This is a genomic window from Pseudomonas sp. P20, from assembly GCF_016463925.1.
Taxonomy (GTDB): domain Bacteria; phylum Pseudomonadota; class Gammaproteobacteria; order Pseudomonadales; family Pseudomonadaceae; genus Pseudomonas; species Pseudomonas aeruginosa.
The window spans coordinates 1-24,703 of the sequence record NZ_JAEMVM010000016.1; the positions used below are offsets into that span (position 1 = coordinate 1).

Sequence of the window (24,703 nt, forward strand, 5' to 3'; positions counted from 1 at the left end):
TGCGGTTCTGGAGGTTCATATGAGGCCCTCCGGAGCCGATTGCAGAGCGTCTTTCCAGAGCCGAAGGGTTTCCTGCTCCTCGCTGGTCAGAGCGGTGCAGTCAGCGACCTTCTGCTTGATTACGCGCAGGCGCTCCTCGACTTCACTGCCATCGTCGTACGCGATTTCGTTAGTCAGATGGCTAATGAAGTCACATCGCAGGCTCCCCACCTTACTAGCGAAATACTCGGCTTCACTGCGCCACCCGATGAGCTGCTTGGGACGCTCCAACCAGCGTTTGAGTTTTGAGTGGAGTTGGTGCGTGGAGTACTGGAGATCGAACACCTTGGCACGGTTGTAGATCAACGCGATCTGCAGGATCTCCAGCCGCTCTTCGAGCGTATTTCCCGGAAGCGGGTAGTTCGAGGCGACCAGTTGCTTGGCCAGGCGCCCACGCAGCTCACGCCGTTTCTTGGCTTGTTTCTCGTCGCGATCACGCTTTTCCTTCGCATGCTCGACCTGCTTGTTCACCGAGTCGAGCAAGCGCGCAGCGTCTTGTAGGAGCTGCTTTTGTTCGAAGCTCAAGTAGCAACCCAGCTTCCCGAACAAGTCGGTACCGCCACCAGTCAGCTTGCGTATTTCTCGCGCAGCGCCGGTCAATTTGGCCTGCTGGCTCCGAAGGTCGGCGGCGCTGCCGAACTTGTTCAGTTGCAGCACAAGTTCCGCGTCGACGTCGCGGGCTTGGGTGATAGGAGTCTTCGCCATGTCAGCGCCCTCCCTTGACCAGTGCTGCAACCGCCTCCGGCGTCAGCGCCAGGAAGCGATCAGTCCACTCGGGAAAGACCTCGATGGCCAGGTTGCGGATGATTTCCAGCGCGGGCGCCGATGTGCGATTGGAGGGTTGCCGCGTTTCGAGGCGGTGCGCTGGTAGCCCGCGCGATGCTGCGTTGCGAAACACGACGGCATCCGGGACAGTCGTTTCGAGCACAGAAATGTCCTGATGCTCATCGAAGATGGCACGCACATTCTCGTGAATTGCCCGGGAGTCATTGGTCTGGTCCAGGCAGTTGATGACGATCTGAACATTGGGGATCCGCATGCCGAGACGCTCATAGGGGCGTAGGCCGTCGAGCATTTGCATGGTGCCGCGGTTGAACTCACGGGCGGTAAGCATGTTGGGTTGGAGGGGGGAAACAACCAGGTCCGATGCAAGCACAACCATTTCGAGCAAAGCTGAACGCGCACCCTGGGTGTCGATCAGCACCAGGTCGTAGCCTTCTTTCAGAGCGGGCATCAGGTTCGCCAGGCGTAGCCGCCCATCGGGCGCCTGGAGCAGTAGATTGTTGAGCTGATTGTTCTGGTCGTTGGAAATCACGACGTCCAGATTGGGGATAATCGTCCTGGAGATGATCCTCGCCGGGTCCGTTATGTTGGCGGCGAGCAGGTCGTAGATGCCGCCCTGGGCAACTTCCGGAAGCTCGTAGTACGAGGATAAGGAGGGCTGGACGGGGTCCAGATCGATGAGGAGGGTTCGTATGCCTGCATCGGCGCAAAATGCACCGAGGTTGGCGGTGGTGGTAGTCTTGCCTGCACCACCCTTCGTGGAAATGACCGAAGTCGCTATCATGTTCTCAGCCTCTAATGTGGGGTCATTAGAGGCTGCGGCGGTAGTAGTTCTGGCTTCTTCCTGATGAGGGTTCTAGGCCTGCAACCAATTATCTTTTAACCAATTGGTCGTAGGTTCGAATCCTACACGACCCACCATATTCAAGACGAAAAAGCCCACCTGCGAAGGTGGGCTTTTTCGTTTCTGTACCCTTATTTTCCGAATGCTGGCCTGTGGGAAGGAGGAGGGGCCGCTCTTCCAGCCCTGTTTCTCCGACGCCTGGCCTTCCCGCATGGCATTCATCGAGCGTCTGGAGGCGGCGGGCCCTGAGGCCCGGCCGCTCCATCGAACAGGAAGCCTCCCGGTACGGGTACCGGGAGAATCGATTCACAGGTTGTAGTGGCGACCTATCATTGGAACGGTCGCCGCAGCCCCGTATACCGAGTTCCAGGACTGCCAGCCAAAATTGATGCCGATCAGTCCGCCATGGATCTGGTTGGGGATTTGTGGCTCCAGCCTGCCGCTGGCCGAAGAACCCATGACATTCCCCTGGTTCCAGGCGACCAGGCCGCCCAGCAGACCCGAGCCTCCGACCTTGCCGGAAGCGGAAGCGCCGCTGATGGTGGCGGTGCTGAAGCCCACCAGCCCGCCAATATAGCTATCGTAGCCCGCCGTCACATCGCCGCCGGCCGAGGCCCCCAGGATGAGAGCCTGCCAGCCCTCCAGGGAGCCGACCAGTCCGCCGGCCCTGATCCCGGCGCCTCCGCTCACCGCACCGCTGGCCTTGGCGGAGCGGATCGAGGTGTTTTCACCGCGGCCGACCAACCCTCCCAGGTTGTGGCCGGTCTTGTCGTTCACGATTCCATGACTGCTGGCGAGCATCAGCGAACCTCGCAGGTCACTGCCGATCAACCCGCCGATGGCCCTGGAACCACTGGCGCTGACGTTGCCCGAAGCCGAGACGTTCGTCAGCGAGGCGGCATCGTTATAGCCGACGAGTCCGCCGACGCGACTGCCCTTGCCCCCGGTGACATTGCCGGATGCCGCCAGGGTGCTGTGGTTGCCGCCCCGGTTGTGGCCGATCAGCCCTCCCACGTCACTGTTCGCCCCTGCGTTTACCCACCCGGAGGCCTTCAGGTTGGAATGATTGCCGCCGAGGTTGGACCCTATCAGGCCACCCAGGGTTTTGCCGCTGCCGTCGGTGACTTCGCCACTGGCGGAACCGTTGATGACGGAGCCGTACAGGTTTTCTCCGAGCAGACCGCCAACCGCTTCTGCTCCGCGGGTAGCGACACTGCCCTTGGCGGAGGCATTGACCAGCGAGGCATTGGCGTTGAGACCGATCAGGCCGCCGGCCTGGAGCAGCGACCCACCACTCAGGTTGCCGCTGGCACTGACGTTGGCCAGGTTGCCTGCCTGGTTGTGGCCGATCAGGCCTCCCAGGTAGCGACCGGCTTGCAGGCTGACATCGCCATGGGCGCTGGCGTTGTTGATGGCCGCGTTCAGGTTCCGGCCGATCAGCCCGCCCAGTGCTTCCGCGTCTGTGCCCCGGACCTTGCCGCTGGCCGTGGCGTGGGCAATACCACTGTTTACGTTGAGGCCGATGAGCCCACCGTACAGGCCGCGCTGTCCGTTGCCTGAGACGTCGACGGAGGCGGAAACGTCCGCCAGTCCGCCGGCGGAGCTGTATCCGACCAGTCCTCCCAGGTTCATCCCGTGACCGCTCAGCGACAGCGTTCCCTGACTGCCGCTGCTGCGGATGAGGCCGCCGCGGTTCCTGCCTACCAGGCCCCCGCGCCGTAGTGGCTGGCATGGTCCTTCAACTGGCCGGAGATGGCAAAATCGGCCCGGCTGTTGGAGATGCTGGCCACGCCCCTGGCTGTGCTGATGTTTTCGGCTGCGAGTCCGCCCAGAGCATAGGTGTGGCGGTTGCCGACCAGCGTGCCGCTGGCGCTGGCGTTGTCGATGCTGCCCAGGTTCAGCGCGACCAGCCCGCCGAGGCTGTTCAGCTGCGAGGCCGCGGCGATACGGATGTCGCTGGCGTTCACATTGTCGATGCGACCGAGGTTGACGGCGGCCAGGCTACCGACCTGGACGTTGTAGTGGGTGGCCTGTGCTCCATCGGCGGAAATGCGTTCCAGGTTCAGGTTGCGAAGGGTGCCCCGGTTGACGCTGAACAGGCCGGAGTAGGCGCCGGTGCCGTAGACGGCGAGATTATCGATGGTGTTGCCCAGGCCGTCGAAGGTACCGCCGAAGGCGCTGGCGTTGCCTATCGACAGGAAGCTGGAATGGCCGCCTGCGATTCGATTGCCGAGGGCATAGCTGCCGCCCAGGTTCCTATCGATGCCGCGCAACTGCTGCAGGTCCTGGATCACGCTGTAGTCCCGCCCATTGGCGCGGAATCCTGCGTTCTTGCCGGACAGGGTGATCCGGGTGCCTTCGGCCAGGGCATAACCCTTGTCCGAATTGAATTCGACCCGGGCTCCCTGGCCAGTGAGAGAGAGGCTGTCGTCGATACGGAGAGGGCGCTGCCCGGCATTGAGAGTAAGGCTGGCGTTTTCTCCCTGGGCCGTCAGCGCGCCATTGATCCTGAGGTCCCCGCGCTCGGCGGTTAGCGTCAGGCCGTTGCCGCTGTCCCAGGACAGCGGCGCGCCGACATGCGCGTTGCCCCGGGTGGCGACCACTTCGACGTTGCTTGTGGAAAGGTTGCGGGCCAGGGTATCGGCATGCAACGTCGGGCCTTTTCCCGCGCTGCTTGGATTCGCCAGGCCGGAACCGACATTCTCGCTACTCCGGGCCTGAACGGTACGTGACCTGACGTTGGTGGCGTAGTTGCCGAAGACCTTGTTACCGCCGGTCTGGACCTGCACGACATGCACATTGCCGGCGTCGGCGGCGATATCGGGTAGCGTCTGGACCTGGACGATGCTGGAGCCATTGGCGCCTGGGCTCAGGTTGGGGAGAGTCTGGGTCTGGACGACATCGATTCCGCTGACGCCGGGGCCGATGTTGGCACCGCTCTGGCTCTGCACGATTGTGACGCCATTGACGCTCGAGCCGATGCTGGGGCCGCTCTGGCTCTGCACGACGCTGATGCCACTCGCGCCTGAACCGATATTTGCGCCATTCTGGCTTTGCACAACGGTGATGCCACTTGCGCCAGAACCGATATTGGCACCGTTCTGGCTCTGCACGACAGTCACGCCATTGACGCCCGAGCCGATATTGGGGCTGTTCTGGCTCTGCACGACGCTGATGCCACTCGCGCCGGCGCCGATATTGGCGCCATTCTGGCTTTGCACGACGCTGATGCCATTGGCGCCCGAGCCGATATTGGGGCTGTTCTGGCTTTGCACGACGCTGATGCCACTGGCGCCCGAGCCGATGTTGGCGCCGCTCTGGCTCTGCACTGCGGAGGTACCGTTGGCGCCGGCGGCGAGGTCGACGGCCGGCTGCTGCTGAACGATGGTCACGCCGTTGCTATCGGACGCATTGGCCCCGGCTGGGCCCTGCGCTACATGGACCTGGCCGGAACCATCACCGGCAGCGTTTGCCTGGCCGACAGCGGCTACGCTGACCTCGTGCGAGAGAATCCTCCAGGTGCCGGTTGCGCCCTGGTCGGCATGGGTGTCCACCTGCGCGGTTCGCTGTATCTCGACGTTCGCGCCCTGGTTCAGCACCAGGCCGCCATTGCCTCCGCCGATGGCGCTGGCGTCCTGCTTGCCGGCCACCCGCACGGTCCCCTGTTCGCCGCCGTCGAGGACGATGCGTCCTTCCGCGCTGCGTAGCGTCCTGGCCTCGAGAGTGCCCTGGTTGTTGACGACGGTCTTGAGCAGGCTGTCGGCGCTGCGGGCGCTCATCAGCACCTGGCCGCCATCGGCGCGGATGAGGCCGCCGTTGTGTGCGAGAGCGTCGACCGAGCCCTTGTCCACCTGCAGGTTGAGCAGGCCGTCGCCGTCGAAATTGAGGTTGATGCCCTGGCCTGCGCCCAGGGCCACGTCGCCGAGTTGCGCCTGGATCACGCCGTCGTTGCTGACCCGGGCGCCCAGCAGGGCGATGCTGCCGCCTTCGCTGGCTTGCAGGCTGCCGGCATTGCTTACGGTTGCGCCGGAGTCGCCGGAGAACTGGTAGTTGCCGGCGAGGAAGTCCCTGTCGGCCAGGTCCAGGGTGGAAGCCACCAGGCCGCCTACATTGACCTGGGCGGACTTGCCGAAGACCACGCCGTTGGGATTGACCAGGAAGACCTTGCCGTTGGCATCTATCCGCCCCTGGATATCGCTGCCGTTGCGGCCGATCACCCGGTTCAGGGCGACGGCGTCCTGGCCCGGCTGGTGGAAGCTGACCCGCTCATCGGCACGGACGCTGAACTCGTTCCAATTGGTGATCAGCTTGTGGCTCTGCTGGTCGATGACCATATGCCGGCCATCGGTGGATGTCTGGAATCCGGCATCGCCTGAAACGACCGTGGCGCCGCTGGGCAGGGCGAAGGCGGGGGCCTGGCAGAACAGGCCGAGCAGTGACGCTCCGGCGACTACGAGCGCCTTGCCGCGTCCGCTCTTGCTGCGCCGACGGGTACCTTCGCTTGCGACGTTCCAACAGCCTGTGGCCTGGTTCCAGACCAGCGTATAGCTCTTGTTCATGGCTTTTCCTTTCAGTGGGGCCCGCCGGCATGGCGGGCGGGAGCTTGCTCAGAAGTAGCGGGTCGCTTGCAACCACAGCCGGGGAGTGCGCTCGGGCTCGATGTTGTTTTCCTGGCTCAGGGGCCAGGCGGCGGTCAGGCTGACCTGGTGATCCGTTCCGTACCAGGTTGCGCCGCTGCCGACGGCGGCCATGCGGTTGCGATTGCCTTCCGTGGTGTTGGGGTGCTTGAGGAATTTCACCGCGCCCTGGTCGACGAACGAACTCAGCTGCCAGCCCGGAGCCAGGCTGTAGCGCAGCTCCGCACTGGCTTGCCAGCCTTCGTCGCCGTAGCCCTTGTAGCTGCCCAGGGGGAACGCCCGAACGCCGTAGGGGCCGCCCATGTCGAACTGTTCCGCGCTGTCGAGGTTGCCGCCGCTCCACTGGGCGTTGAGTTGGGCGAACAACTGCAGGCGGTCGCCCAGGTGCTGCAGGCGTACGGCGTTGAGCATGATCTTGTCGAAGCTGCCGGCGGTACCGATGGTGTAGCGGTCCAGCAGCCGCTCTTCGCCGGAGTCGATGGCGAGCTGGCCGTGGGCATAGGCCAGCGAGAAGCCGCTCTGTCCACCGCCGAACAAGCGGTCCTGGGCGTTTCCGCTGATGCTGGCGGTCCACAGGCGGATCTCCTTGCGGCTATGCCTCCCGGTACGCTCCTGGTCATCGCGAAGTCGCTTGTTTTCATATTGCAACTGGGTGGACAGGCTTAAGCTGCGGCTACGCAGCAGGGGCTGGCTGACGAACAGACTGTCGGTAATGGCCCGGCCATGGGCGTCCAGGCGCGAGAAGTCGCGTACCAGTCGATAGGTCGTCTCGGCGTGGGCCAGTCCGATGCGCGTGCCTCGGGAACCAAGGGGCAGTTGATAGGCTGCACGGTAGTAGCGTTGGTGCCGATCGCTGCCCAGCAGGCTCAGTCTCGCCTGGTCGCCCAGTCGCAGCGGGCTGTTGAAGTCGAGGGTGGTTCCCAGGCGATATTCCCCCATGTAGCGGCCGCCATAGTTGTCTGCCTCCAGCCTGCCGCCGACCAGCGGGCCGGGGCGGGCCTCGACGCGCAAGTCCGTGGTTCCCTGCGCCTGGCCCGGCAGCAGGGTGCCTTTGGCCTGGAGGCCGGGAATGTCGCTCAGGAGCAGAAGCGCACGCTCCAGCTCGGAGCCCTGGACCGCGGTATCTCGTTCGAGTGCGCTCAAGGGGCGGAGTAGAACGCGGTCCAGCGTTCGGGACGTGTTGTGCAGTTCGATCCTGCCGTAGCGCCCCTCGAGCACTTCGATGCGTACCGTTCCATCCTGGATTTCCTGTGCCGGGAGGAAGGCGCGCGCCAGCACATATCCCTTTTCCCGATAGAAATCGCCGATGCGGGCGGCGGCGGCGTGCAATTGGCTCAGATTGAGTTCCTGGCCCGGCAGGTCGTGCAGGAGCGCCAGCAGGCGTCGATCGTCGAACTGCCTGTTGCCGCTGAGTTGGAAGCGCTTGACCAGCACCGTCGGGCCGCCCTCTTCGGCAGCCCGTGATACGCCGTCCTCGGGGCTGGGGCGCTCGGCGTCCAGTTCCACCGGCGCGGGCAGGTTCAGGCGTCGGCTTTCCACGTCACGCAGCGCCTGCCCCGCATCCGGGGCGGCACTGGCAAGGCCGGACGACAGCATGGCCATTCCCATGAGGCCCGTACGGAGCAGCGGTCCGGCCCTGAGGGATGGAACGATCGAAGTGGAACTGCCGGAAGGCTTTGGGGAGGGCGGCGGGAAAGAAAGGCTAGCCTGGTTACGCGGAAAAGCTGGATGCATGGTCAATCGGCCCGGAGCGCGGTTCTTGCAGGGAAAAGAAACCGATATCCGCAGGCATGTCGCAGAACGATCGGTTTCAAGGCGGAGAATCGAGTGGGCGATAGCCTGGGGCGAGGCTGAAACGGCGACAATCGTAGTTTTCTGGCGTTGGCCGGTAGAACTTCTTGGTTTTCGTAGGGGACTGGGAGGACTGCTGTAGGAAAAAACTCCGGTGATAACGGGCTCGGCTGCGGAAGCGGCGGAAACAGTGGGGCGGAAGTAGCGGCTGAGCGCGATTCCGTATCGCGACCGTGGCGGTCATGATCAAAGGGCCTGTCCGACTATCGCCCGCCGTTCGATCTGGCGGCTGGAGCATGGGCAGGACGCAGCGCTAGAATTCCGTCTCGGTTTACGGTCCCTCTCAGGCTGAGCATCAACGGCGTGTGTCTTTCGGTTCTTTTTCGCGGCGTTCACCCATGACCGGCACCAAGCCCAAAACGCCCGTAGCCCGCTATTTCCACCAAGAGGCGCAACGGCGCGGCTATGTGCTGGACGCAGCCCAGGGCAATGCCATTCTTCATCTCGATCGATTGGCGGAGCGCTTGCGTCGAGGTCCGTCGCTATTCCGGCAAGCGCCGCGCAGCCTCTACCTGTGGGGGCCGGTCGGGCGCGGCAAGAGCTGGCTGATGGATGGCTTCTTTCGCAGCGCCGATTTGCAGGGCCTGCGCCGGACGCATTTCCATGCGTTCTTTCGCCGGCTTCATGACGGCATGTTCCGCCGCCAGGGGCGGCCCGATGCCCTGGGCGGTGCGCTCGACGAACTGCTAGGAGACTGCCGGCTGCTTTGCTTCGACGAATTCCATGTCCACGACATTGGCGACGCGATGCTGATAACACGCCTGTTCAGGGAGCTGTTCCGCAGGAAGATCACCCTGGTCTGCACCTCCAACTACGCGCCGCGGCAACTGCTGCCCAATCCGCTCTACCACGAACGCTTCCTGCCGGCGATCCGGTTGATCGAGACGCGCATGGAAGTGCTGGAAGTAGCCGGCGCCCGGGACTACCGGACGATTTCGCCGCGGCAGGAGATCGCTTCCGGTTATGCCAGCGGCGGGTATTGCTGGCCAGCCTCATGCGCTTGCCTGGACGAGCTGGGCTTGTCCGCGCCCGAGCCCTCGCAACGCGTGACCCTGCAAAGCGGCGCGAGAACGTTGCAGGCGCGCGCGGTGTGCGGCGACCTGGTGTGGTTCGCCTTCGCCGACCTTTGCGAGGCGCCAACCGCGGTGATGGACTACCTTGCCCTCGGCGAACGCTTCTCTACCTGGGTGCTGGAGGGCGTACCGCCGATGGCGCGCTGTTCGGTCGCCGCCCAGCAGCGCTTCATCAATCTCGTCGACGTCCTTTACGACAATGACCGGCGTTTTTTCCTGAGTGCCGAAAAGGCGCTGCCGGACCTGGTCGAGGGCAGCGACCTGCCTGCGGACATGCAGCGTACCGCCAGTCGGCTGGCGCAGTTGCGCCAGCTTCGCTGTTGAAGGAACGCCCCGCGCCGACGGCAAACGGGGCGTAATGGCTCAGTGCAGCTTGAGGCGTGGCTCGGTGCTGCGCAGGCGGCCGCTAAGCATCAGCATCGCGGTGCGCAGCGGACCGTACAACGCCATCTGGTGCATGCGGTATAGCGATACGTAGAACATCCGCGCCAGCCAGCCTTCGAGCATGACGCTACCCATCAGATTGCCCATCAGGTTGCCGACCGCGCTGAAGCGCGACAGCGAGATCAGCGAACCGTAGTCGCGGTAGTGATATTCGCCCAGCGGCTTGCCTTCGAGACGGGCACGTAGCGATTTCACCAGCAGCGAGGCCTGCTGGTGCGCGGCCTGGGCGCGCGGCGGCACGTTGCGCGGTTGCTCTCCCGGTTGCGCCGGCTGGGGACAGGCGGCGCAGTCGCCGAAGGCGAAGATGTCGTCGTCGCGGGTGGTCTGCAGGGTCGGGCGGACCACCAGTTGGTTGATACGGTTGCTTTCCAGGCCGTCGAGTTCCTTGAGGAAGGCCGGAGCCCGGATGCCTGCCGCCCAGACCTTGAGCGTCGCCGGGACGAACTCGCCGTCGCCGGTCCAGAGGCCGTCCGCATCTACCTTGCTCACCGCGGAGCCGGTCATCACCCGTACGCCGAGCTTGCTCAGGGTCTGGTGCACTGGCTGGCTGATACGCTCGGGCAGCGCCGGCAGCACCCGTGGGCCGGCTTCGACCAGGCTGATGTGCAGGTCTTCCGGGCGGATCCGGTCGAGCCCGTAGGCGGCCAGCATCTGCGCAGCGTGGTGCAGTTCCGCAGCCAGTTCGACGCCGGTGGCGCCGGCGCCGATGATGGCGATACTCACTGCGTTGTTGTTCGCGTCGTGCCCGGTATGCGCACGCAGGTACTGGCCGAGCAGCTGGCGATGGAAGCGTTCGGCCTGGGCGCGGGTATCGAGGAAAATGCAGTGTTCCGCAGCGCCCTCGGTGCCGAAGTCGTTGGTGGTGCTGCCGACGGCGATCACCAGGGTGTCGTAGGCGATGTCGCGCTCGGGAACCAGTTCAACGCCATTCTCGTCCACCAGTGCGGCCAGGCGGACCCGCTTGCCGGCGCGATCCAGGCCCTGCATGCGGCCGAGCTGGAATTCGAAGTGGTTCCACTTCGCCTGGGCGACGTAGTTCAGCTCGTCCTCGGAGGAGTTGAGCGAGCCGGCGGCGACTTCGTGCAGCAGGGGTTTCCAGATGTGGGTGAGGTTGGCGTCGACCAGGGTGACCTGGGCCTTGCCGCGTTTACCCAGGGTGCGGCCGAGACGGGTGGCGAGCTCCAGCCCGCCGGCGCCGCCGCCGACGATCACGATGCGATGGGACATGTGGATATCTCATAGTGGGAATTCCGTGAGGCGGTCGTCGGGAGCGTGGCTCGACCGGACGACTCAGGCCAGGTAGCTGAGGAGGCGGCTGAGCAGGCCCAGGCCGATGACCACGGCGAGCAGGACGAACATCAGGAACCACGGGCGGAACGGCGCACGCTCGACCTGGTGCAGCGGCGAGGCGAGGTACTGCTCGACCTTCTGCTGGTCTTCGGGGCTCAGTCGGCTGGACATGGCAGGCCTCCGTTTTCGATGTCGGTCATTCTAGACAGACAGGGGGCTCGATCACCAGCGGATCGTCGAGGCGGATCACTCCGCTGCCGATCACCCGCGCGGTGATGCCGCCCTGTTCGCGCACGCTTTTCAGCGTGCGGTGGTCGATGTGCTTTTCCAGGCGTCCGCAGGGTTGGTACCAGCCAGTGGTTTCCAGCAGCGCGCCGCCGAGGCGGAAGCGACGGTCCTTCAGGCTGAGCAGGTTGATGCCGGCGACGGCGATGTTGCGGCGCATCTCGTTGGGCAACAGCGGCCTGCCCAGCAGGGTACCGAGGGCCTCGATATGTTCCCATTGCACCAGGGTGACCTGGCGCGGCGGGTGCGGGTGGTCGCCCGTCAGTCCCAGGCCGCGCCGTGCCTCCACCGCCTCCAGTTCCTGGATCGGCGCGCGGCTGCCGGAGCGCACGCCGATCCACTTCACCCGCCCTTCGCTCACAGGCCTACCCCGGCGTCGAACAGGATGCTGCGGCCGAGGTTGGCGCGCAGGAATTCGGGGGCGCCGGAGTGAGCGAAGAGCACCCGGGCAAAGGTCGGACCGACCATCGACAGCGAGCGCCAGCCTTGGCGCAGGTATTCGGTGGGCGGCGGGAAGGGCGTATTGAAATCGGGCACCGCGCGCTTCAGGTTGACGAAGGCCAGCAGGTCCAGTTCGCCGTGGTCGATGCCGCGCTCGCTATAGTTGTGCGCCTTCTTGCGCAGGGTTGGCGCCAGCCGTGCCTGCAGCTCGGCGGCGGCGATCCGTTGTGGCCGCTCTTCGCGGCGGATCAGTTGGCGCAGGCTGACGGCCTGGCGGCGACGGGTCAGTTCCTCGCGCCACTCCTCGTTCAGCCGGCGACCTTCATCGAGGACGAAGAACACCTCGAAGCCGGCACCCTTGAACAGGACGTCCGGCGGCTGTTCCCCGGGGGCGGCGAAATCCTCCTGGCGATAGGGCACGTTGAGGGCCTCGAGGAAGCGCTGGCAGACCCAGCGCTCGCGGTCCCATTTACGTGCGTTGGAGAGGAAGTCGTTGGCTTGTTCGGCCTGACGGGTGAGCAGGCGCAGATAATCCGCTTCGTTCATGGGCTCAGCTTAGTCTGCCGGCGGGCCCGCTTTCCAGCCCACAGGCGCTCCGGCCGCGACAATCCGTCCCGGAGCGCGCCAGCGGCGAGGCTCGGTGTACACTGCCGTTTCCCTTGGGCCGGAGCCGTTCCGATGCAACTTCGCAGCGTCATCGCCGCCGATCACCCGGCACTCTTCGCGCTATGGTCGCGAACGCCAGGTATCCGCCTCCGTGCGGAGGACGCCTATCCCTTCTTCCTCGCCTACCTTCAACGCAACCCCGGGCTGAGCCTGCTGGTCGAAACCGAAGGGGAGGTGATCGCCTGCCTGATGGCCGGGCATGACGGTCGCCGTGGTTACCTCCAGCACCTGGTGGTCGATCCCGGTTATCGAGGGCTGGGGCTGGCGCGGCGGATGCTCGACGAGGTGTTGGCACGCCTGGCGAGGGAGGGGATCGGCAAATCCCATGTCTTCGTCCTGGATGCCGCCGAGGAGGCACAGGCATTCTGGCGAGCCCAGTCGGGCTGGGAGCGGCGCAAGGACATCCAGGTATTTTCCACTCGGGAGGGACACGCGTGAAACGATTGCATTGGGTTCTGCTGGGCATGCTGCTGCCCGGCCTGGCGCTGGCCGTGGAGAAGGGCTCCACCCTGGAGCCCTGGACGTTGCAGGACCAGTTCGAAAAGGCGCACTCGCTGGACGACTCCACCCGGGTCCTGCTGGTGGCGCGGGACATGGACGGCTCGAAGCTGGTCAAGGCGGCGCTGGCGGAACGCCCAAAGGGCTACCTGGAGGCGCGCCACGCGCTGTTCCTGGCGGACATCAGCCGCATGCCGGCGCTGATTTCCCGGCTTTTCGCGGTGCCGGCCATGCGTGACTACAGTTATCCGGTGCTGCTCGATCGCGACGCGGCCATCGCTTCTCGCTATGCCTCGGACGAGGGCAAGGTCCTCTGGGTCAGGCTGGAGCAGCGCCGCGTGTTGGAAACCCGCCAGTTGGATTCGCCGGTGGCCCTGCGCATCGCCCTGGAACAACTGCAGCCGTGATCGCTGCCGAGTTGCTGTCGGCGGAAAGCCTGGAACTGGGCTGGGCCATCTATGCGCCGGTGCTGCTGCTCGCTGCCTGGCGCGCGCCCTGGGTCGAGCTGGTCAGCGATACCCGCCGCCAGCACCTGGTGTTCGGTACCATGCTCGGGCTGTTCCTGCTCTGGCTGGTGCGCCGGGACTTCGAATCGGGGCTGTCCTTCCATTTCATCGGCATGACCGCCGTCACCTTGCTGCTCGACTGGCCGCTGGCGATCGTGGTGGGGTTGGTGGCGCAACTGGGCTTGTGCCTGCTCGGCCGCCAGGATTGGCTGGCGATCGGCGTCAACGGCGTGCTGCTGGTGGCGATCCCCGCGCTGATCGCGGAGCTGGCGGCGTTGTTCGTGGAAAAGCGCCAGCCGCGCAACCTGTTCGTCTACATCTTCTGCTGCGGTTTCTTCCCGGCGGCCCTCACCGCGGTGGTGGTCCTGCTGCTCGGCCTTGGCGTGGTCTGGATCGACGGCCTTTTCCCGATGCCGCCCTGGCTGGAGGACTTCGCCGGTTACCTGTGGCTGATCATGTTCCCCGAGGCCTTCATCAACGGCACGGTGATCACCGGCCTGGTGGTCTACTACCCGGAGTGGCTGGAAACCTTCAATCGCACGCGCTACCTGCAGGCGCCCTGGAAGGACGAAGAGCGCAAGCCCTGATGACCAGTCATTCGCCAGGTTCATGGCGGGCAGCGGCTGACTTGCGTCAGTGTTTCGGACGAAGCCGGCCGCGATCCTGCCGTTTTCCCAGGTGAGGAGCGGAACATGGGTGTCCATGAATGGGCCCGAGAGGGCCTGCGAGAGTTGCTGTCGAAGAGCGACGAGGCGGACCGGGCAATGCGCCTGCGCGCGTTGCTCAGCGCAATCGTCGAACTGAACCGGGCGGAGCGCGATGCTGGCGACCTGGCCAGCGAACTGCAGTTTCTTGCGGAGAATCTCGACGACCAGCGCGACTACGCTTTCATGCGCCCCTGAAGGAACGGGCCAGCCGGATTGGCTGGCCCGTTGCGTTCAATGCTCGCGAGGCGGCAGGTCGGCGGAGAAGATGTCGTCTTCCAGGGTGTCGCCGGGGATCGCATGTTCCTCGGCGGCCCAGGCGCCGAGATCGATCAGCTTGCAGCGGTCGGAGCAGAAGGGGCGGTACTTGTTGTCGCTTTTCCATTCGACGGGCGCGCCGCAGGTCGGGCACTCCACGGTCAGGGGCTGGCTCATGCTCGGCCTCCTCGCAAGGTCAGGTAGAAGGCGTGCAGTCGTTCGACTTCACGCTGCAGGTGGGACAGGTCGCCGTCGTTGACCAGCACGTCGTCGGCGTGCTTCAAGCGCTCGTCGCGCCGGGCCTGGGCCTGGAGGATCGAGCGCACCTGCTCCTCGGAGACCTTGTCGCGAAGCATGGTGCGCTGTAGTTGCAGATGTTCCGGGGTATCCACCACCAGCACGCGGTGGGTCATCTGGCGCTGGCCGGACTCCACCAGCAGCGGCGAGACCAGGATGGCATAGGGCGATTCGGCCCTGGCCAGGTACTGGACGATCTCCGCGCCGATCAGCGGGTGCAGCAATTGCTCCAGCCAGCGCCGTTCCTCCGGCGCCTGGAAGATCCGCTCGCGCAAGGCGGCGCGGTCGAGCTGGCCATCGGGCAGGAGGATGCCGTCGCCGAAGCGTTCGACGATCTTCGCCAGGGCCGGACGCCCCGGCTCCACCACCCAGCGGGCGGCATGGTCGGCGTCCACCAGGTGGACGCCGAGGGAAATGAAATGCTCGGCGGCTGCGCTCTTGCCGCTGCCGATACCGCCCGTGAGGCCTAGTATCCAGGGTTGGGTCATTTGAATCCGGCGAATTGCAGATAGGTCCGGGTTATTTGATCACCCCAGAGCAAAGCAATCCACCCGGCAATCGCCAGATAGGGACCGAAAGGGATCGGCGTGCCGCTTTCGGCGTTGCGCAGGCGCAGCATGATCACCCCGAGGATCGCCCCGACCAGCGACGACAGCAGGATGGTCAGCGGCAGGATCTGCCAGCCGCCCCAGGCACCGAGCATGGCCAGCAGCTTGAAGTCGCCGTAGCCCATGCCCTCCTTGCCGGTCACCAGCTTGAACAGCCAGAACACCGACCACAGGCTCAGGTAGCCGAACACCGCGCCGAACAGCGCATCGTCGAGGCTGGCGAAGAGGCCGAAATGGTTGGCGATCAGGCCCAGCCAGAGCAGCGGCAGCACCAGCACGTCCGGCAGCAGTTGGTGATCGGCATCGATCAGGCTCATCGCCAGCAGGCCCCAGGTCAGCAGGAGCATCGCGCCCGCCTGCCAGGTGAAGCCGAAATGCCAGGCGACGTAGCCGGAAAGCAGGGCGGTGGCCAGTTCCACCAGGGGGTAGCGTTTGCCGATGGCGGCCTTGCAGGACGAGCACTTGCCGCCCAGCGCCAGGTAGCTGACCAGCGGGATGTTTTCCCAGGGGCGGATCTCGTGGCCGCAGCGCGGGCACGCCGAATTCGGCAGCACCAGGTTGTAGGTCGCCTGCTTGGGTTCCGGCTCCAGCCCGAGCGCTTCGCGGGCCTCGGCCTTCCAGTTGCGCTCCATCATCTTCGGCAGGCGATGCACGACGACGTTGAGGAAGCTGCCGACCAGCAGGCCAAGGAGGATGGCGCACAAGACAAAGGCCAGCGGATGGCTGGCCAGGTAGTCGAGGAGGGTCATTTAGACGACGTTGCCCAGCTGGAAGATCGGCAGGTACATGGCGATGATCAGGCCACCGACCAGGACCCCGAGGACCGCCATGATCATCGGTTCCATCAGGGCGGTCAGGTTGTCCACGGCATTATCCACTTCCTGCTCGTAGAAGCCAGCGACCTTGGCCAGCATGTCGTCCAGCGCGCCCGACTCCTCGCCGATGGCGGTCATCTGGATGGCCATGCTGGGGAAGATGTTGGTGGTGCGCATGGAGAAGTTCAGCTGCATGCCGGTGGACACGTCCTGCTTGATCTTGCCCACCGCGTCCCTGAACACCACGTTGCCGGTGGCGCCGGAAACCGAGTCGAGGGCTTCCACCAATGGCACGCCGGCGGCGAAGGTGGTCGACAGCGTCCGCGCGTAGCGTGCCACGGCGGATTTGTAGAGGATGGCGCCGACGATAGGCAGCTTCAGTACCGTGCGGTCGGTGGCGTCGCGGAACTTCTCCGAACGCTTGTAGGCGTGGTTCAGCAGGAAGCCGGCGCCGCCCATCATCAGCAGTACCAGGAGCCACCATTCCTGGAGCACGTTGGAGATATTGATGACCATTTGGGTGAAGGCCGGCAGTTCGGCGCCGAAGCCCTCGAACACCGACTGGAACTGCGGCACCACCTTGATCAGTAGGATCGCCGAAACGATGATGGCGACGACGATCACCGCGATCGGGTAGGTCATGGCCTTCTTGATCTTGGCCTTCAGCGCCTCGGTCTTTTCCTTGTAGGTGGCGACCCGGTCGAGCAGGGTTTCCAGGGCGCCGGATTGTTCGCCGGCGTCCACCAGGTTGCAGTAGAGCGAGTCGAAGTACTGCGGCTTCTTGCGCAGCGAGTTGGCCAGGCTGTTGCCGCCGGCGACTTCCTGCTTGATCTCCTCCACCAGCTTGCGCATGTTCGGATTGTCGAAGCCTTCGCTGATGATGTCGAACGACTGCAGCAGCGGCACGCCGGCGGCCATCATGGTGGACATCTGGCGGGTGAACAGGGCGATGTCCATAGGCTTGATCTTCTTCCCCGCCCCCAGCAGGGAGATGCCTTTCTTGCGGACCTTGACCGGCGTGATGCCCTGCTTGCGCAGTTGCGCCTTGACCAGGGTCGGGTTCTGGCTGGACAGCTCGCCCTTGACCTTGGTGCCTTTCTTGTCAGTGCCTTCCCATACGAAGACACTGGTCTTTAACGCTTTGTCCGCCATGGATTAATCCTTGGTCACGCGGTTGACTTCCTCCAGGCTGGTGATTCCCTGCATGGCTTTCAGCAGGCCTGAGGTGCGCAGATCGTTGAAGCCTTCTTTGCGGGCTTGCTCGGCGATCTCGATGGAGTTGCCTTCTTCCATGATAATCCGCTGCAGGGCGGGGGTGTTTTTAACCACTTCATAAATACCGACGCGACCTTTGTAACCGCCTTTGCAGTTTTCGCAGCCTACAGGCGAATACAGCTTGAAGGTGCCGATCAGCTCTTCCGGGAAACCTTCGTGAAGCAGGGTTTCCTTCGGCACGTCGTGTTCTTTCTTGCAGTGCGAACAGAGTTTTCGCGCAAGGCGCTGGGCGATGATCAGGTTCACCGAGGTCGCCAGGTTGAACGCCGGCACACCCATGTTCAGCAGGCGGGTGAGGGTCTCGGCGGCGCTGTTGGTGTGCAGGGTGGACATCACCATATGCCCGGTCTGCGCCGCCTTGATGGCGATCTCGGCAGTCTCCAGATCGCGGATCTCGCCGACCATGATCACGTCCGGGTCCTGGCGCAGGAAGGCGCGCAGCGCCTGGGAGAAGTCCATGCCCTGGCGCGGGTTGACGTTGACCTGGTTGATGCCTTCCAGGTTGATCTCCACCGGGTCTTCGGCAGTGGAGATGTTGATGTCGGTGGTATTGAGGATGTTCAGACCGGTGTACAGCGAAACCGTCTTGCCCGAGCCGGTGGGGCCGGTGACCAGGATCATGCCCTGTGGCTGCTTGAGCGCGGCCAGGTAGAGTTCCTTCTGGTCCTCTTCGTAGCCCAGTGCGTCGATGCCCATCTGCGCGCTGGAGGAGTCGAGGATCCGCATCACGATCTTCTCGCCCCACAGGGTCGGCAGGGTGTTGACGCGGAAGTCGATGGACTTGTTCTTCGATACGCGCATCTTGATCCGTCCGTCCTGCGGTTTGCGTCGTTCGGAGATATCCAGGCCGGCCATTACCTTGAGACGAGCAGAGATACGACTGGCCAACTGGATCGGCGGCTTGGCCACTTCGTGGAGCATGCCGTCGGTACGGAAGCGCACCCGATAGGTCTTTTCGTAGGGCTCGAAGTGCAGGTCGGAAGAGCCGCCGCGGATGGCGTCGAGCAGCATCTTGTTGACGAAGCGCACCACGGGGGCGTCTTCGGCATCGTCGCCGCCGTCGTCCTGGCTGGCGCTTTCCGCCTTGCCGACATCGACCCCGTCGAGATCGATATCGCCGAGGTCGCCGAGGGCGTCCATGGCGCCCTCGTAAAGCTTCTCGATGGCTACGCCGAGCTTGTCGTCCTCTACCAGCAGGGCTTCGGTGGTGAGGCCGGTGCTGAACTGGATATCGGTGACCGCCTGATGGTTGGTCGGGTCGGAGAGACCGATGAACAGTTTGTTGCCGCGTTTCCACAGCGGCAACACGCGGTGCTGGCGGACCAGGCGCTCGCTGATGACATCCTTCGGAATGCTTTCCCGATCCAGGCTGTTCAGGTCGCAATAGGCGATGCCGAACTGCTCGGCGGCCACCTCGACCAGCGCCCGGCTCTGCACCAGCTTGGCCTGGACCAGGTGGCTGACCAGCGACTGCTTGTTGCGCGCGGCCTGCACCTGGGCCTGGCGGGCGGTCTTTTCGTCGAGGAGTTCGTTCAGGACCAGTTGCTTGGCAAGGCCGCTGAGAGGCGTGGAATCGTTCATTGGGGAACATCTGAAGAAGGCTTGGAGCGAGACTTATAACGCAGATGCCAAAGGCTGCCAAACCGACGATTCCGAGATGCCAAAAAGTGTCACATATTGCCGGCAGGGGAGAGCGGAACACTTTCGAAGTCCCCGCAAGAGTTGCGAAAGGAGGGAGTTTGAAAGGTTGGCATGCAACCTGCTTTGGAGGGGGAAGGCGTTTGGCCTATACATACCACATGGAGATATTCATGAAAGCTCAGAAGGGTTTTACTCTGATCGAACTGATGATCGTGGTCGCGATCATCGGCATCCTGGCCGCCATTGCCATCCCGCAATACCAGGACTACACCGCCCGTACCCAGGTGACCCGTGCCGTGAGTGAAATCAGCGCGCTGAAGACCGCTGCGGAGTCGGCGATTCTGGAAGGCAAGAAGCTCGTTTCCAACGATTCTCCCAAAAACGATGAGTATGATCTTGGCTTTACCAGTTCTACTCTGCTTACCGGTGACGGTAAGGGGCAGATCAAGATTGACAAAGCTGATACCGCAACTCCGGAGATTTCTGGTACCTTGGGCCGCTCTTCTGGTAAAGGTATTGCTGGCGCTGTCATCACTGTCAAGCGTGATGATAAAGGAGTATGGACCTGCGGCATCACTGGTTCGCCGACCAACTGGAAAGCCAACTACGCTCCGGCCAATTGCCCGAAATCCTAATAGGCTTTTCGGTCTGGTCTAGTGGTAAAAGAAAAAACCCCGCATTGCGGGGTTTTTTCATTATGGACTCGCGATGAATCGAACAAGAGTGATCTGGCAAGACGGGACTGCTTTGCCTTCTTTCGTAGGGCTTGCACTGCTATCCCTGATAGCGGCTATGCTGCTATCGACTGTAATTCATTATGGGGTTTCTCCGAACTGGCACGACCAGCAACGCATATTCCAGTTGCTGTTGCTGAGTGGCTCGTCACTGTTTTTTTTCTTGTATTTTCCTTCTTCGCTTATTAGGCGAAAGGTTTTTGCCGCTCTATTGTTGACTCTCGGGCTGGGTGTTTTTTCCTCCTTTCTTTCTGATAATTCTTCCTGGGCGCTCAAGGAGTGGTCGGTATTCTCCGGCCTGATGCTGTTCTCCTTCAATATTTCCGTCAGTCCCGAGTGGGTTCGCCGTGCCGCTATCTGGGGGCTGGTCGTGTTGGGAGGGTTCTTCTGCTACCAGTTCCTGCTTTCCTATCTCGCGGCCTTCGTCAGCGGACTCCGTGAGTTGAATCCCAGGGTTTTGCTCAGCGGCTTTTCCAACGTCCGGACCATGGGGCAGTTCCAGGCCATGCTGCTGCCGCTGATGGCTGCGCTGGGGTTGTACCTGCGAGAGACCGGGCGGTTCAGGCTGTCCTGGCTTGTCATGCTGCTGCTGGCCATCCAGTGGTGCATCTCCTTCGCCTTGGCTGGGCGCGGGCTCTGGTTGGGTTTCGCCGTCGCGCATCTCGCGCTTTGCTGGATCGGCCCCGTGGGGCGCCGATTCTTGATCGTCCAGTTGTCCGCGGTATTCGTCGGACTGGCGCTCTATTTCCTGCTAATGGTTGCCTTGCCGACCTGGCTCGGTATCGACATGACCCTCATGTCCGGTATGCGCAGTGGTCTGTCTCTGCGCGACGTGTTGTGGCGAGATGCCTGGGGCATGTTCGTAGCCCATCCTTTGCTTGGGGTCGGGCCCATGCATTTTTCGGCGGTGCCGAATAGCGTCGGTGCCCACCCGCACCAGATGCTGCTGCAATGGTTCGCCGAATGGGGTGGGGTCGCTGGCCTTCTGGTGGTTGGGCTGATGATCCTTGGTCTGCTTCGCGGCGCGCGTTACCTGCGTGAACAGGGCGATCCGATGGATGCCGGACTGTGGCTGGCCCTCGTTTCGGTCCTGGTCCTGGCCCAGGTGGACGGCGTGTTCGTCATGCCCTTCACCCAGACCGTATTGGCCTTGCTGGTAGGCATCGCCATGGCACGCTGGTCGAAGCCGGTCGCGCCGTCCCCCGCACAGCGCTGGCTCTGTCGGGGCCTGGCTGTCGTTGTCATTGTCGTGCTGGGGCGCGTGCTGCTGCTCGAGGTGCCGGGGCTGACCGCGGCCGAGGAGCGCTACCTGGAAATCCACGGCGGCGGTGAGGCGCCACGTTTCTGGATTCAGGGTTGGATTCCCATGTGAGGGGGAATATCGGTTGAAATCCGGCTGTGCCGAGTGATACCTTCCCCGCGCCGCCGGATTAGCTCAGTCGGTAGAGCAGCTCATTCGTAATGAGAAGGTCGGGGGTTCGATTCCTCTATCCGGCACCAGTCGCATAAAAAAGCCCCGCTTCGGCGGGGCTTTTTATTGCCTGCGATTCGTTCAGAGGGTGAGGCGCATGGACAGGTCGACGGCCCTGACATCCTTGGTCAAGGTGCCGATGGAGATGTAGTCGACGCCGGTCTCGGCGATGTTGCGCAGGGTGCTCTCGTTGATTCCGCCGGAAGCTTCCAGCTTGGCACGGCCGGCGGTGAGGGCGACGGCGGTGCGCATGTCGTCCAGGCTGAGTTCGTCGAGCATGACGATATCGGCGCCGGCCTCCAGCGCCTGGCGCAGTTCATCGAGGTTCTCCACTTCCACTTCCACCGGCTTGCCGGGTGCTATGCGCCGGGCTTCGGCGATTGCCCGATCGATACCGCCGCAGGCGGCGATGTGGTTTTCCTTGATCAGGAAGGCATCGTAGAGGCCGATGCGATGGTTGTGGCAACCGCCGCAGGTGACCGCGTACTTCTGCGCCAGGCGCAGGCCGGGCAGGGTCTTGCGCGTGTCGAGGAGCTTCACCGCGGTGCCGGCGACCAGGTCGGCGTAGTGCTGGCTGCGGGTGGCGGTACCGGAAAGCAGCTGGAGGAAGTTCAGCGCGCTGCGCTCGCCGGTGAGCAGGGCGCGGGCCGGACCTTTTAGCTGGAACAGCATCTGGTTCGGCTCGACTCGCTGGCCGTCCTCCACCTGCCAGGTCACCAGCACTCGGGGATCGACCTGGCGGAAGACCTCGTCGACCCAGGCGCGGCCCGCGATCGTGGCGTGCTCGCGGGTAATCACCCGGGCCTCGGCCTCGCGCTGTGGATCGATCAACTGAGCGGTAAGGTCGCCGCCGCCGACGTCTTCCGCCAGGGCGGTGCGGACGTTGGCCTGGATTTCGCCTTGGAGGTCGGCAAGGGTGAGGTTAGGCATGGCGGGCTCCTGTACGAGATCGGGCGATTATACGGAGCGCAGCGGACGGCGTCTGTGCCTGCCTGGGCGCCGGTCGGGACGGCCGCCATTCATCGGCCTTCGCTTGTGTGAAGAGAGTCATGTCTATAGGAAAACCCTCTATCTAGATTTGAAAGTATCTCTATAATGAATGTAGATACTTGTTTTTGACGCCTGGAAATTGACGTTACGGACGACGCCAATCGATCCTCTGTGCCCGATTTTTGCCATTCCATGCGCGGCCGCGAGGGTGGCAGGAGAGTCCCGATGCAGAACGATGCCAATGTGGTGCACCTGACCAGGGTCGCTTCCGAGCCGTCGCCGAACGCCGGAGCGGGGCGCCTGCCGGTCATCCTCGTGCAGGTGCGCGACAAGGCGGCGTTGCAGCTGAAACAGGCGTTGCAGGCGTTGTTCGACAACGCCGACGACACCCTCTTCGAAATGGCCGACCGAGCCACCAGCAACCTCGAACAGAACGCTTTCTTCGAAGCCATGCGCGACCTGCGCCTCAAGCGCAAGAGTATCGAGCGGGTCTACCTGCAGAAGGTCTTCGAGGAGTTCTCGGCGCTCAACCAGGTACAGTCCGGCAAATCCGTGCCGACCCTGGATACCGTGTCCTTCGACAGCCTCAGCCTGGTACAGAACGAGGAACTGGAGGAGTCCGTCGCGGTGGACGCGATGGTGGCGCGGGTGATGAGCCGCGATGCCACCGCGCTGGCCCACCTGAGCACCCGCCTGAACACCCTGGTCGGGCGGAAGGTCGACGAGAAGAGCAATCCCCTCGCTCCGCGTCCGCTGACCGCGGCTTTCCTCGATGCCTGCCAGGGGCTCGGCGTCGAGATCAAGGTCAAGCTGATCATTCTCAAGCTGTTCGAGAAGTACGTCCTGGCCCATTGCGACCAGTTGTACGCCGAGGCCAACCAGATCCTGGTCGCTGCGGGCGTGCTGCCGGAACTCAAATCCGCGCTGCCGCGGCGTCAGCCCGCTGTCCGTCCCGAAGCGGTACGCGATGCCGGGACCCTGCAGGCACAGGCTGCGCTGCTCGACGGCGGCCAGCAGGAAGTCTTCGGCGCGCTGCAGGAACTGCTGGCGCAGGTCCGCGACAATCCTTCCTTCTACCGTCGCGAAACGCCTGAGAATGCCGCGCCGATTTCCAGCAACGACCTGATGCGCCTGCTTTCCCACCTGCAACAGCACTTGCCGGGCCCTGGCGCCGCGGAGTTCGACGTCCGCGACGGGGTCGATCAACTGCTCCAGCGGGTCAGCCACAAGAGCGGCCGTTCTCGGGTGGTCGGCCAGGTGGACGATGACGTCATCAACCTGGTGTCGATGCTGTTCGAATTCATTCTCGACGACCGCACCCTGCCTGATTCGCTGAAGGCCCTGATCGGTCGGATGCAGATCCCGATGCTCAAGGTGGCCCTGCTCGACAAGACCTTCTTCAGCCGCGGTAGCCATCCGGCGCGTCGCCTGCTCAACGAGATCGCATCCGCGTCGCTGGGCTGGGCCGAACACAATGATGCCCGGCGCGACAGCCTGTACCAGAAGATCGAACAGGTCGTGATGCGGCTGTTGAACGACTTCGTCGACGACCCGGCGATCTTCGCCGAGTTGCTGGAGGACTTCATTGCCTTCACCGGCGACGAGCGCCGCCGCAGCGAGCTCCTCGAGCAGCGCACCCGCGACGCCGAGGAAGGCCGCGCCAAGGCCGAACTGGCTCGGCAGGACGTGGAGCAGGTGCTGAACCAGCGACTGCTCGGCAAGGTCCTGCCGGAGGTGGTGGTGCGCCTGCTGCGGGATGCCTGGAGCAAGGTGATGCTGCTGATCTGCCTTAAGCATGGCAAGGCTTCGGCCGAGTGGCGGGAGGCCCTGGATACCATGGACGAGCTGATCTGGAGCGTCGGCCCGCATGATGATCCGCTGTCCCGCCAACAGTTGCTGGAGCGCGTGCCAGGCCTGCTCAAGGCGCTGCGCGAGGGATTGGCCAGCGCAGCCTTCGATCCGTTTTCCACCGGTGAATTCTTCAGCCAGCTGGAAACCCTGCATGTCCAGGGCCTGCAGCGCGACAAGCGCGGCGAGGCGGCGGTCGCGGACAGCCCCCTGCTCGACGAAGCGACCCCGGGCACGGCCGCGGAAAAGCCCCGGGTGCCGGTCATGCTGCGGGTGGTCGAGGAAATCGTCCTGACCTCGCCGGACGCCGCCCCGGCGCCTGTCGAGAGCGAAGTGCGCCTGCCGGACAACGACGAGGCACTGCTGCGGGTCGATGCGCTGCGTGTCGGCAGTTGGGTGGAGATCCAGGAGGACGCCGAGCACAAGCTGCGCTGCAAGCTGGCGGCAGTGATCCGGCCCACCGGTCGCTACATCTTCGTCAATCGCACCGGGATGAAGGTCCTGGAAAAGACCCGCATGGGCCTGGCGGTGGAGTTTCGCCGGCAGGCGGTACGCCTGCTGGACGATGCCTTGCTGTTCGACCGGGCCCTGGAGTCGGTGATCGGCAACCTGCGGCGCCTCAAGGGCGCCTAGCCGCTTCTCGAGGACCCGGCGGATGCCGGGTCTTTTCGTTCTTGCGGGTAATACCTTTCCTCGACGCATGTC

The 24,703-nt window shown here is 63.9% G+C and carries 21 protein-coding genes, 1 tRNA gene and 1 pseudogene; 9 read left to right on the forward strand and 14 right to left on the reverse strand.

The genetic code is table 11. The features are described 5' to 3' along the window. Positions 1–15: 15 nt before the first annotated feature. The 4 genes and pseudogenes from JHD77_RS20790 to JHD77_RS20805 all read right to left on the reverse strand — a co-directional run bounded on the left by JHD77_RS20790 (position 16) and on the right by JHD77_RS20805 (position 7,911). Positions 16–744, reverse strand: coding sequence for a hypothetical protein (locus JHD77_RS20790; protein WP_025298022.1), 729 nt, complete (start codon positions 742–744; stop codon positions 16–18). A 1-nt stretch (position 745) separates the two neighbouring features. Next, positions 746–1,606: a ParA family protein gene (locus tag JHD77_RS20795; RefSeq protein ID WP_023082029.1), complete on the reverse strand. Its 861-nt coding sequence runs from the start codon at positions 1,604–1,606 to the stop codon at positions 746–748. Between the two features lie 366 nt (positions 1,607–1,972). Further along, positions 1,973–6,225 (reverse strand): annotated as a pseudogene (tpsA4, locus tag JHD77_RS20800) (two-partner secretion system exoprotein TpsA4). Between the two features lie 48 nt (positions 6,226–6,273). Next, on the reverse strand, positions 6,274–7,911 hold the full coding sequence (locus JHD77_RS20805; RefSeq protein WP_003120951.1) for a ShlB/FhaC/HecB family hemolysin secretion/activation protein: 1,638 nt from the start codon (positions 7,909–7,911) through the stop codon (positions 6,274–6,276). Between the two features lie 548 nt (positions 7,912–8,459). Here JHD77_RS20805 and zapE point away from each other — a divergent pair. Next, positions 8,460–9,551: a cell division protein ZapE gene (gene zapE / locus JHD77_RS20810; RefSeq protein WP_003120950.1), complete on the forward strand. Its 1,092-nt coding sequence runs from the start codon at positions 8,460–8,462 to the stop codon at positions 9,549–9,551. A gap of 39 nt (positions 9,552–9,590) precedes the next feature. Here zapE and JHD77_RS20815 read toward each other — a convergent pair whose 3' ends face one another. From JHD77_RS20815 to JHD77_RS20830, 4 genes are all read right to left on the reverse strand, one after another. Continuing rightward, positions 9,591–10,898 (reverse strand): NAD(P)/FAD-dependent oxidoreductase, encoded by a 1,308-nt coding sequence (locus JHD77_RS20815; RefSeq protein WP_003112837.1) that lies wholly within the window; start codon positions 10,896–10,898, stop codon positions 9,591–9,593. Between the two features lie 63 nt (positions 10,899–10,961). Beyond that, positions 10,962–11,132 carry a DUF3094 family protein gene (locus JHD77_RS20820; RefSeq protein ID WP_003094672.1) on the reverse strand — a complete coding sequence of 57 codons (171 nt, stop codon included), beginning with the start codon at positions 11,130–11,132 and terminating at the stop codon, positions 10,962–10,964. A gap of 25 nt (positions 11,133–11,157) precedes the next feature. Then, the gene (locus JHD77_RS20825; protein ID WP_003094670.1) at positions 11,158–11,607 is read right to left on the reverse strand and encodes an MOSC domain-containing protein; all 450 of its coding nucleotides are present in this window, start codon (positions 11,605–11,607) and stop codon (positions 11,158–11,160) included. Continuing rightward, the gene (locus JHD77_RS20830; RefSeq protein WP_003094668.1) at positions 11,604–12,233 is read right to left on the reverse strand and encodes a DUF1780 domain-containing protein; all 630 of its coding nucleotides are present in this window, start codon (positions 12,231–12,233) and stop codon (positions 11,604–11,606) included. Before JHD77_RS20830 ends, JHD77_RS20825 begins: the two co-directional genes overlap by 4 nt. Positions 12,234–12,365: 132 nt before the next feature. Here JHD77_RS20830 and JHD77_RS20835 point away from each other — a divergent pair, with 132 nt between their 5' ends. From JHD77_RS20835 to JHD77_RS20850, 4 genes are all read left to right on the forward strand, one after another. Continuing rightward, entirely contained in the window at positions 12,366–12,791 is a 426-nt protein-coding gene (locus tag JHD77_RS20835) for a GNAT family N-acetyltransferase (protein WP_009875877.1), read from the forward strand. After that, the gene (locus JHD77_RS20840; protein WP_003094664.1) at positions 12,788–13,258 is read left to right on the forward strand and encodes a hypothetical protein; all 471 of its coding nucleotides are present in this window, start codon (positions 12,788–12,790) and stop codon (positions 13,256–13,258) included. The genes JHD77_RS20835 and JHD77_RS20840 overlap by 4 nt, the downstream gene beginning before the upstream one ends. Next, entirely contained in the window at positions 13,255–13,944 is a 690-nt protein-coding gene (locus JHD77_RS20845) for an energy-coupling factor ABC transporter permease (RefSeq protein ID WP_003103868.1), read from the forward strand. The genes JHD77_RS20840 and JHD77_RS20845 overlap by 4 nt, the downstream gene beginning before the upstream one ends. 105 nt (positions 13,945–14,049) lie before the next feature. Further along, on the forward strand, positions 14,050–14,259 hold the full coding sequence (locus JHD77_RS20850) for a hypothetical protein (protein WP_003094660.1): 210 nt from the start codon (positions 14,050–14,052) through the stop codon (positions 14,257–14,259). A gap of 36 nt (positions 14,260–14,295) precedes the next feature. Here JHD77_RS20850 and yacG read toward each other — a convergent pair whose 3' ends face one another. Genes yacG through pilB form a run of 5 tightly spaced genes read right to left on the reverse strand, consistent with a single transcriptional unit; the run spans position 14,296 to position 18,895 of the window. Next, complete coding sequence (yacG, locus tag JHD77_RS20855; protein WP_003094656.1) at positions 14,296–14,496, reverse strand: DNA gyrase inhibitor YacG; 201 nt, start codon at positions 14,494–14,496, stop codon at positions 14,296–14,298. Further along, complete coding sequence (coaE, locus tag JHD77_RS20860; RefSeq protein ID WP_003112838.1) at positions 14,493–15,104, reverse strand: dephospho-CoA kinase; 612 nt, start codon at positions 15,102–15,104, stop codon at positions 14,493–14,495. Before coaE ends, yacG begins: the two co-directional genes overlap by 4 nt. Continuing rightward, complete coding sequence (gene pilD, locus JHD77_RS20865; RefSeq protein ID WP_023084740.1) at positions 15,101–15,973, reverse strand: type IV prepilin peptidase/methyltransferase PilD; 873 nt, start codon at positions 15,971–15,973, stop codon at positions 15,101–15,103. The genes coaE and pilD overlap by 4 nt, the downstream gene beginning before the upstream one ends. Beyond that, on the reverse strand, positions 15,974–17,191 hold the full coding sequence (locus JHD77_RS20870) for a type II secretion system F family protein (protein ID WP_003161763.1): 1,218 nt from the start codon (positions 17,189–17,191) through the stop codon (positions 15,974–15,976). It abuts the gene before it with no gap. 3 nt (positions 17,192–17,194) lie between these two features. Continuing rightward, positions 17,195–18,895, reverse strand: coding sequence for a type IV-A pilus assembly ATPase PilB (gene pilB / locus JHD77_RS20875; RefSeq protein ID WP_003107297.1), 1,701 nt, complete (start codon positions 18,893–18,895; stop codon positions 17,195–17,197). Positions 18,896–19,125: 230 nt separating this feature from the next. Here pilB and JHD77_RS20880 point away from each other — a divergent pair, with 230 nt between their 5' ends. The 3 genes from JHD77_RS20880 (at position 19,126) to JHD77_RS20890 (ending at position 21,189) form a co-directional block, all read left to right on the forward strand. Beyond that, positions 19,126–19,590, forward strand: coding sequence for a pilin (locus JHD77_RS20880; protein WP_023129290.1), 465 nt, complete (start codon positions 19,126–19,128; stop codon positions 19,588–19,590). Positions 19,591–19,747: 157 nt separating this feature from the next. Next, on the forward strand, positions 19,748–21,061 hold the full coding sequence (locus JHD77_RS20885) for an O-antigen ligase family protein (RefSeq protein ID WP_223697243.1): 1,314 nt from the start codon (positions 19,748–19,750) through the stop codon (positions 21,059–21,061). 52 nt (positions 21,062–21,113) lie between these two features. Beyond that, positions 21,114–21,189 (forward strand) — tRNA-Thr (locus JHD77_RS20890). Between the two features lie 52 nt (positions 21,190–21,241). Here the strand turns inward: JHD77_RS20890 and nadC are convergent. Continuing rightward, positions 21,242–22,090, reverse strand: coding sequence for a carboxylating nicotinate-nucleotide diphosphorylase (nadC, locus tag JHD77_RS20895; RefSeq protein WP_003116246.1), 849 nt, complete (start codon positions 22,088–22,090; stop codon positions 21,242–21,244). Positions 22,091–22,375: 285 nt separating this feature from the next. Between nadC and JHD77_RS20900 the strand changes: the two genes are divergently transcribed. Continuing rightward, positions 22,376–24,631 carry a DUF1631 domain-containing protein gene (locus JHD77_RS20900; protein ID WP_031756845.1) on the forward strand — a complete coding sequence of 752 codons (2,256 nt, stop codon included), beginning with the start codon at positions 22,376–22,378 and terminating at the stop codon, positions 24,629–24,631. Positions 24,632–24,703: the final 72 nt, after the last annotated feature.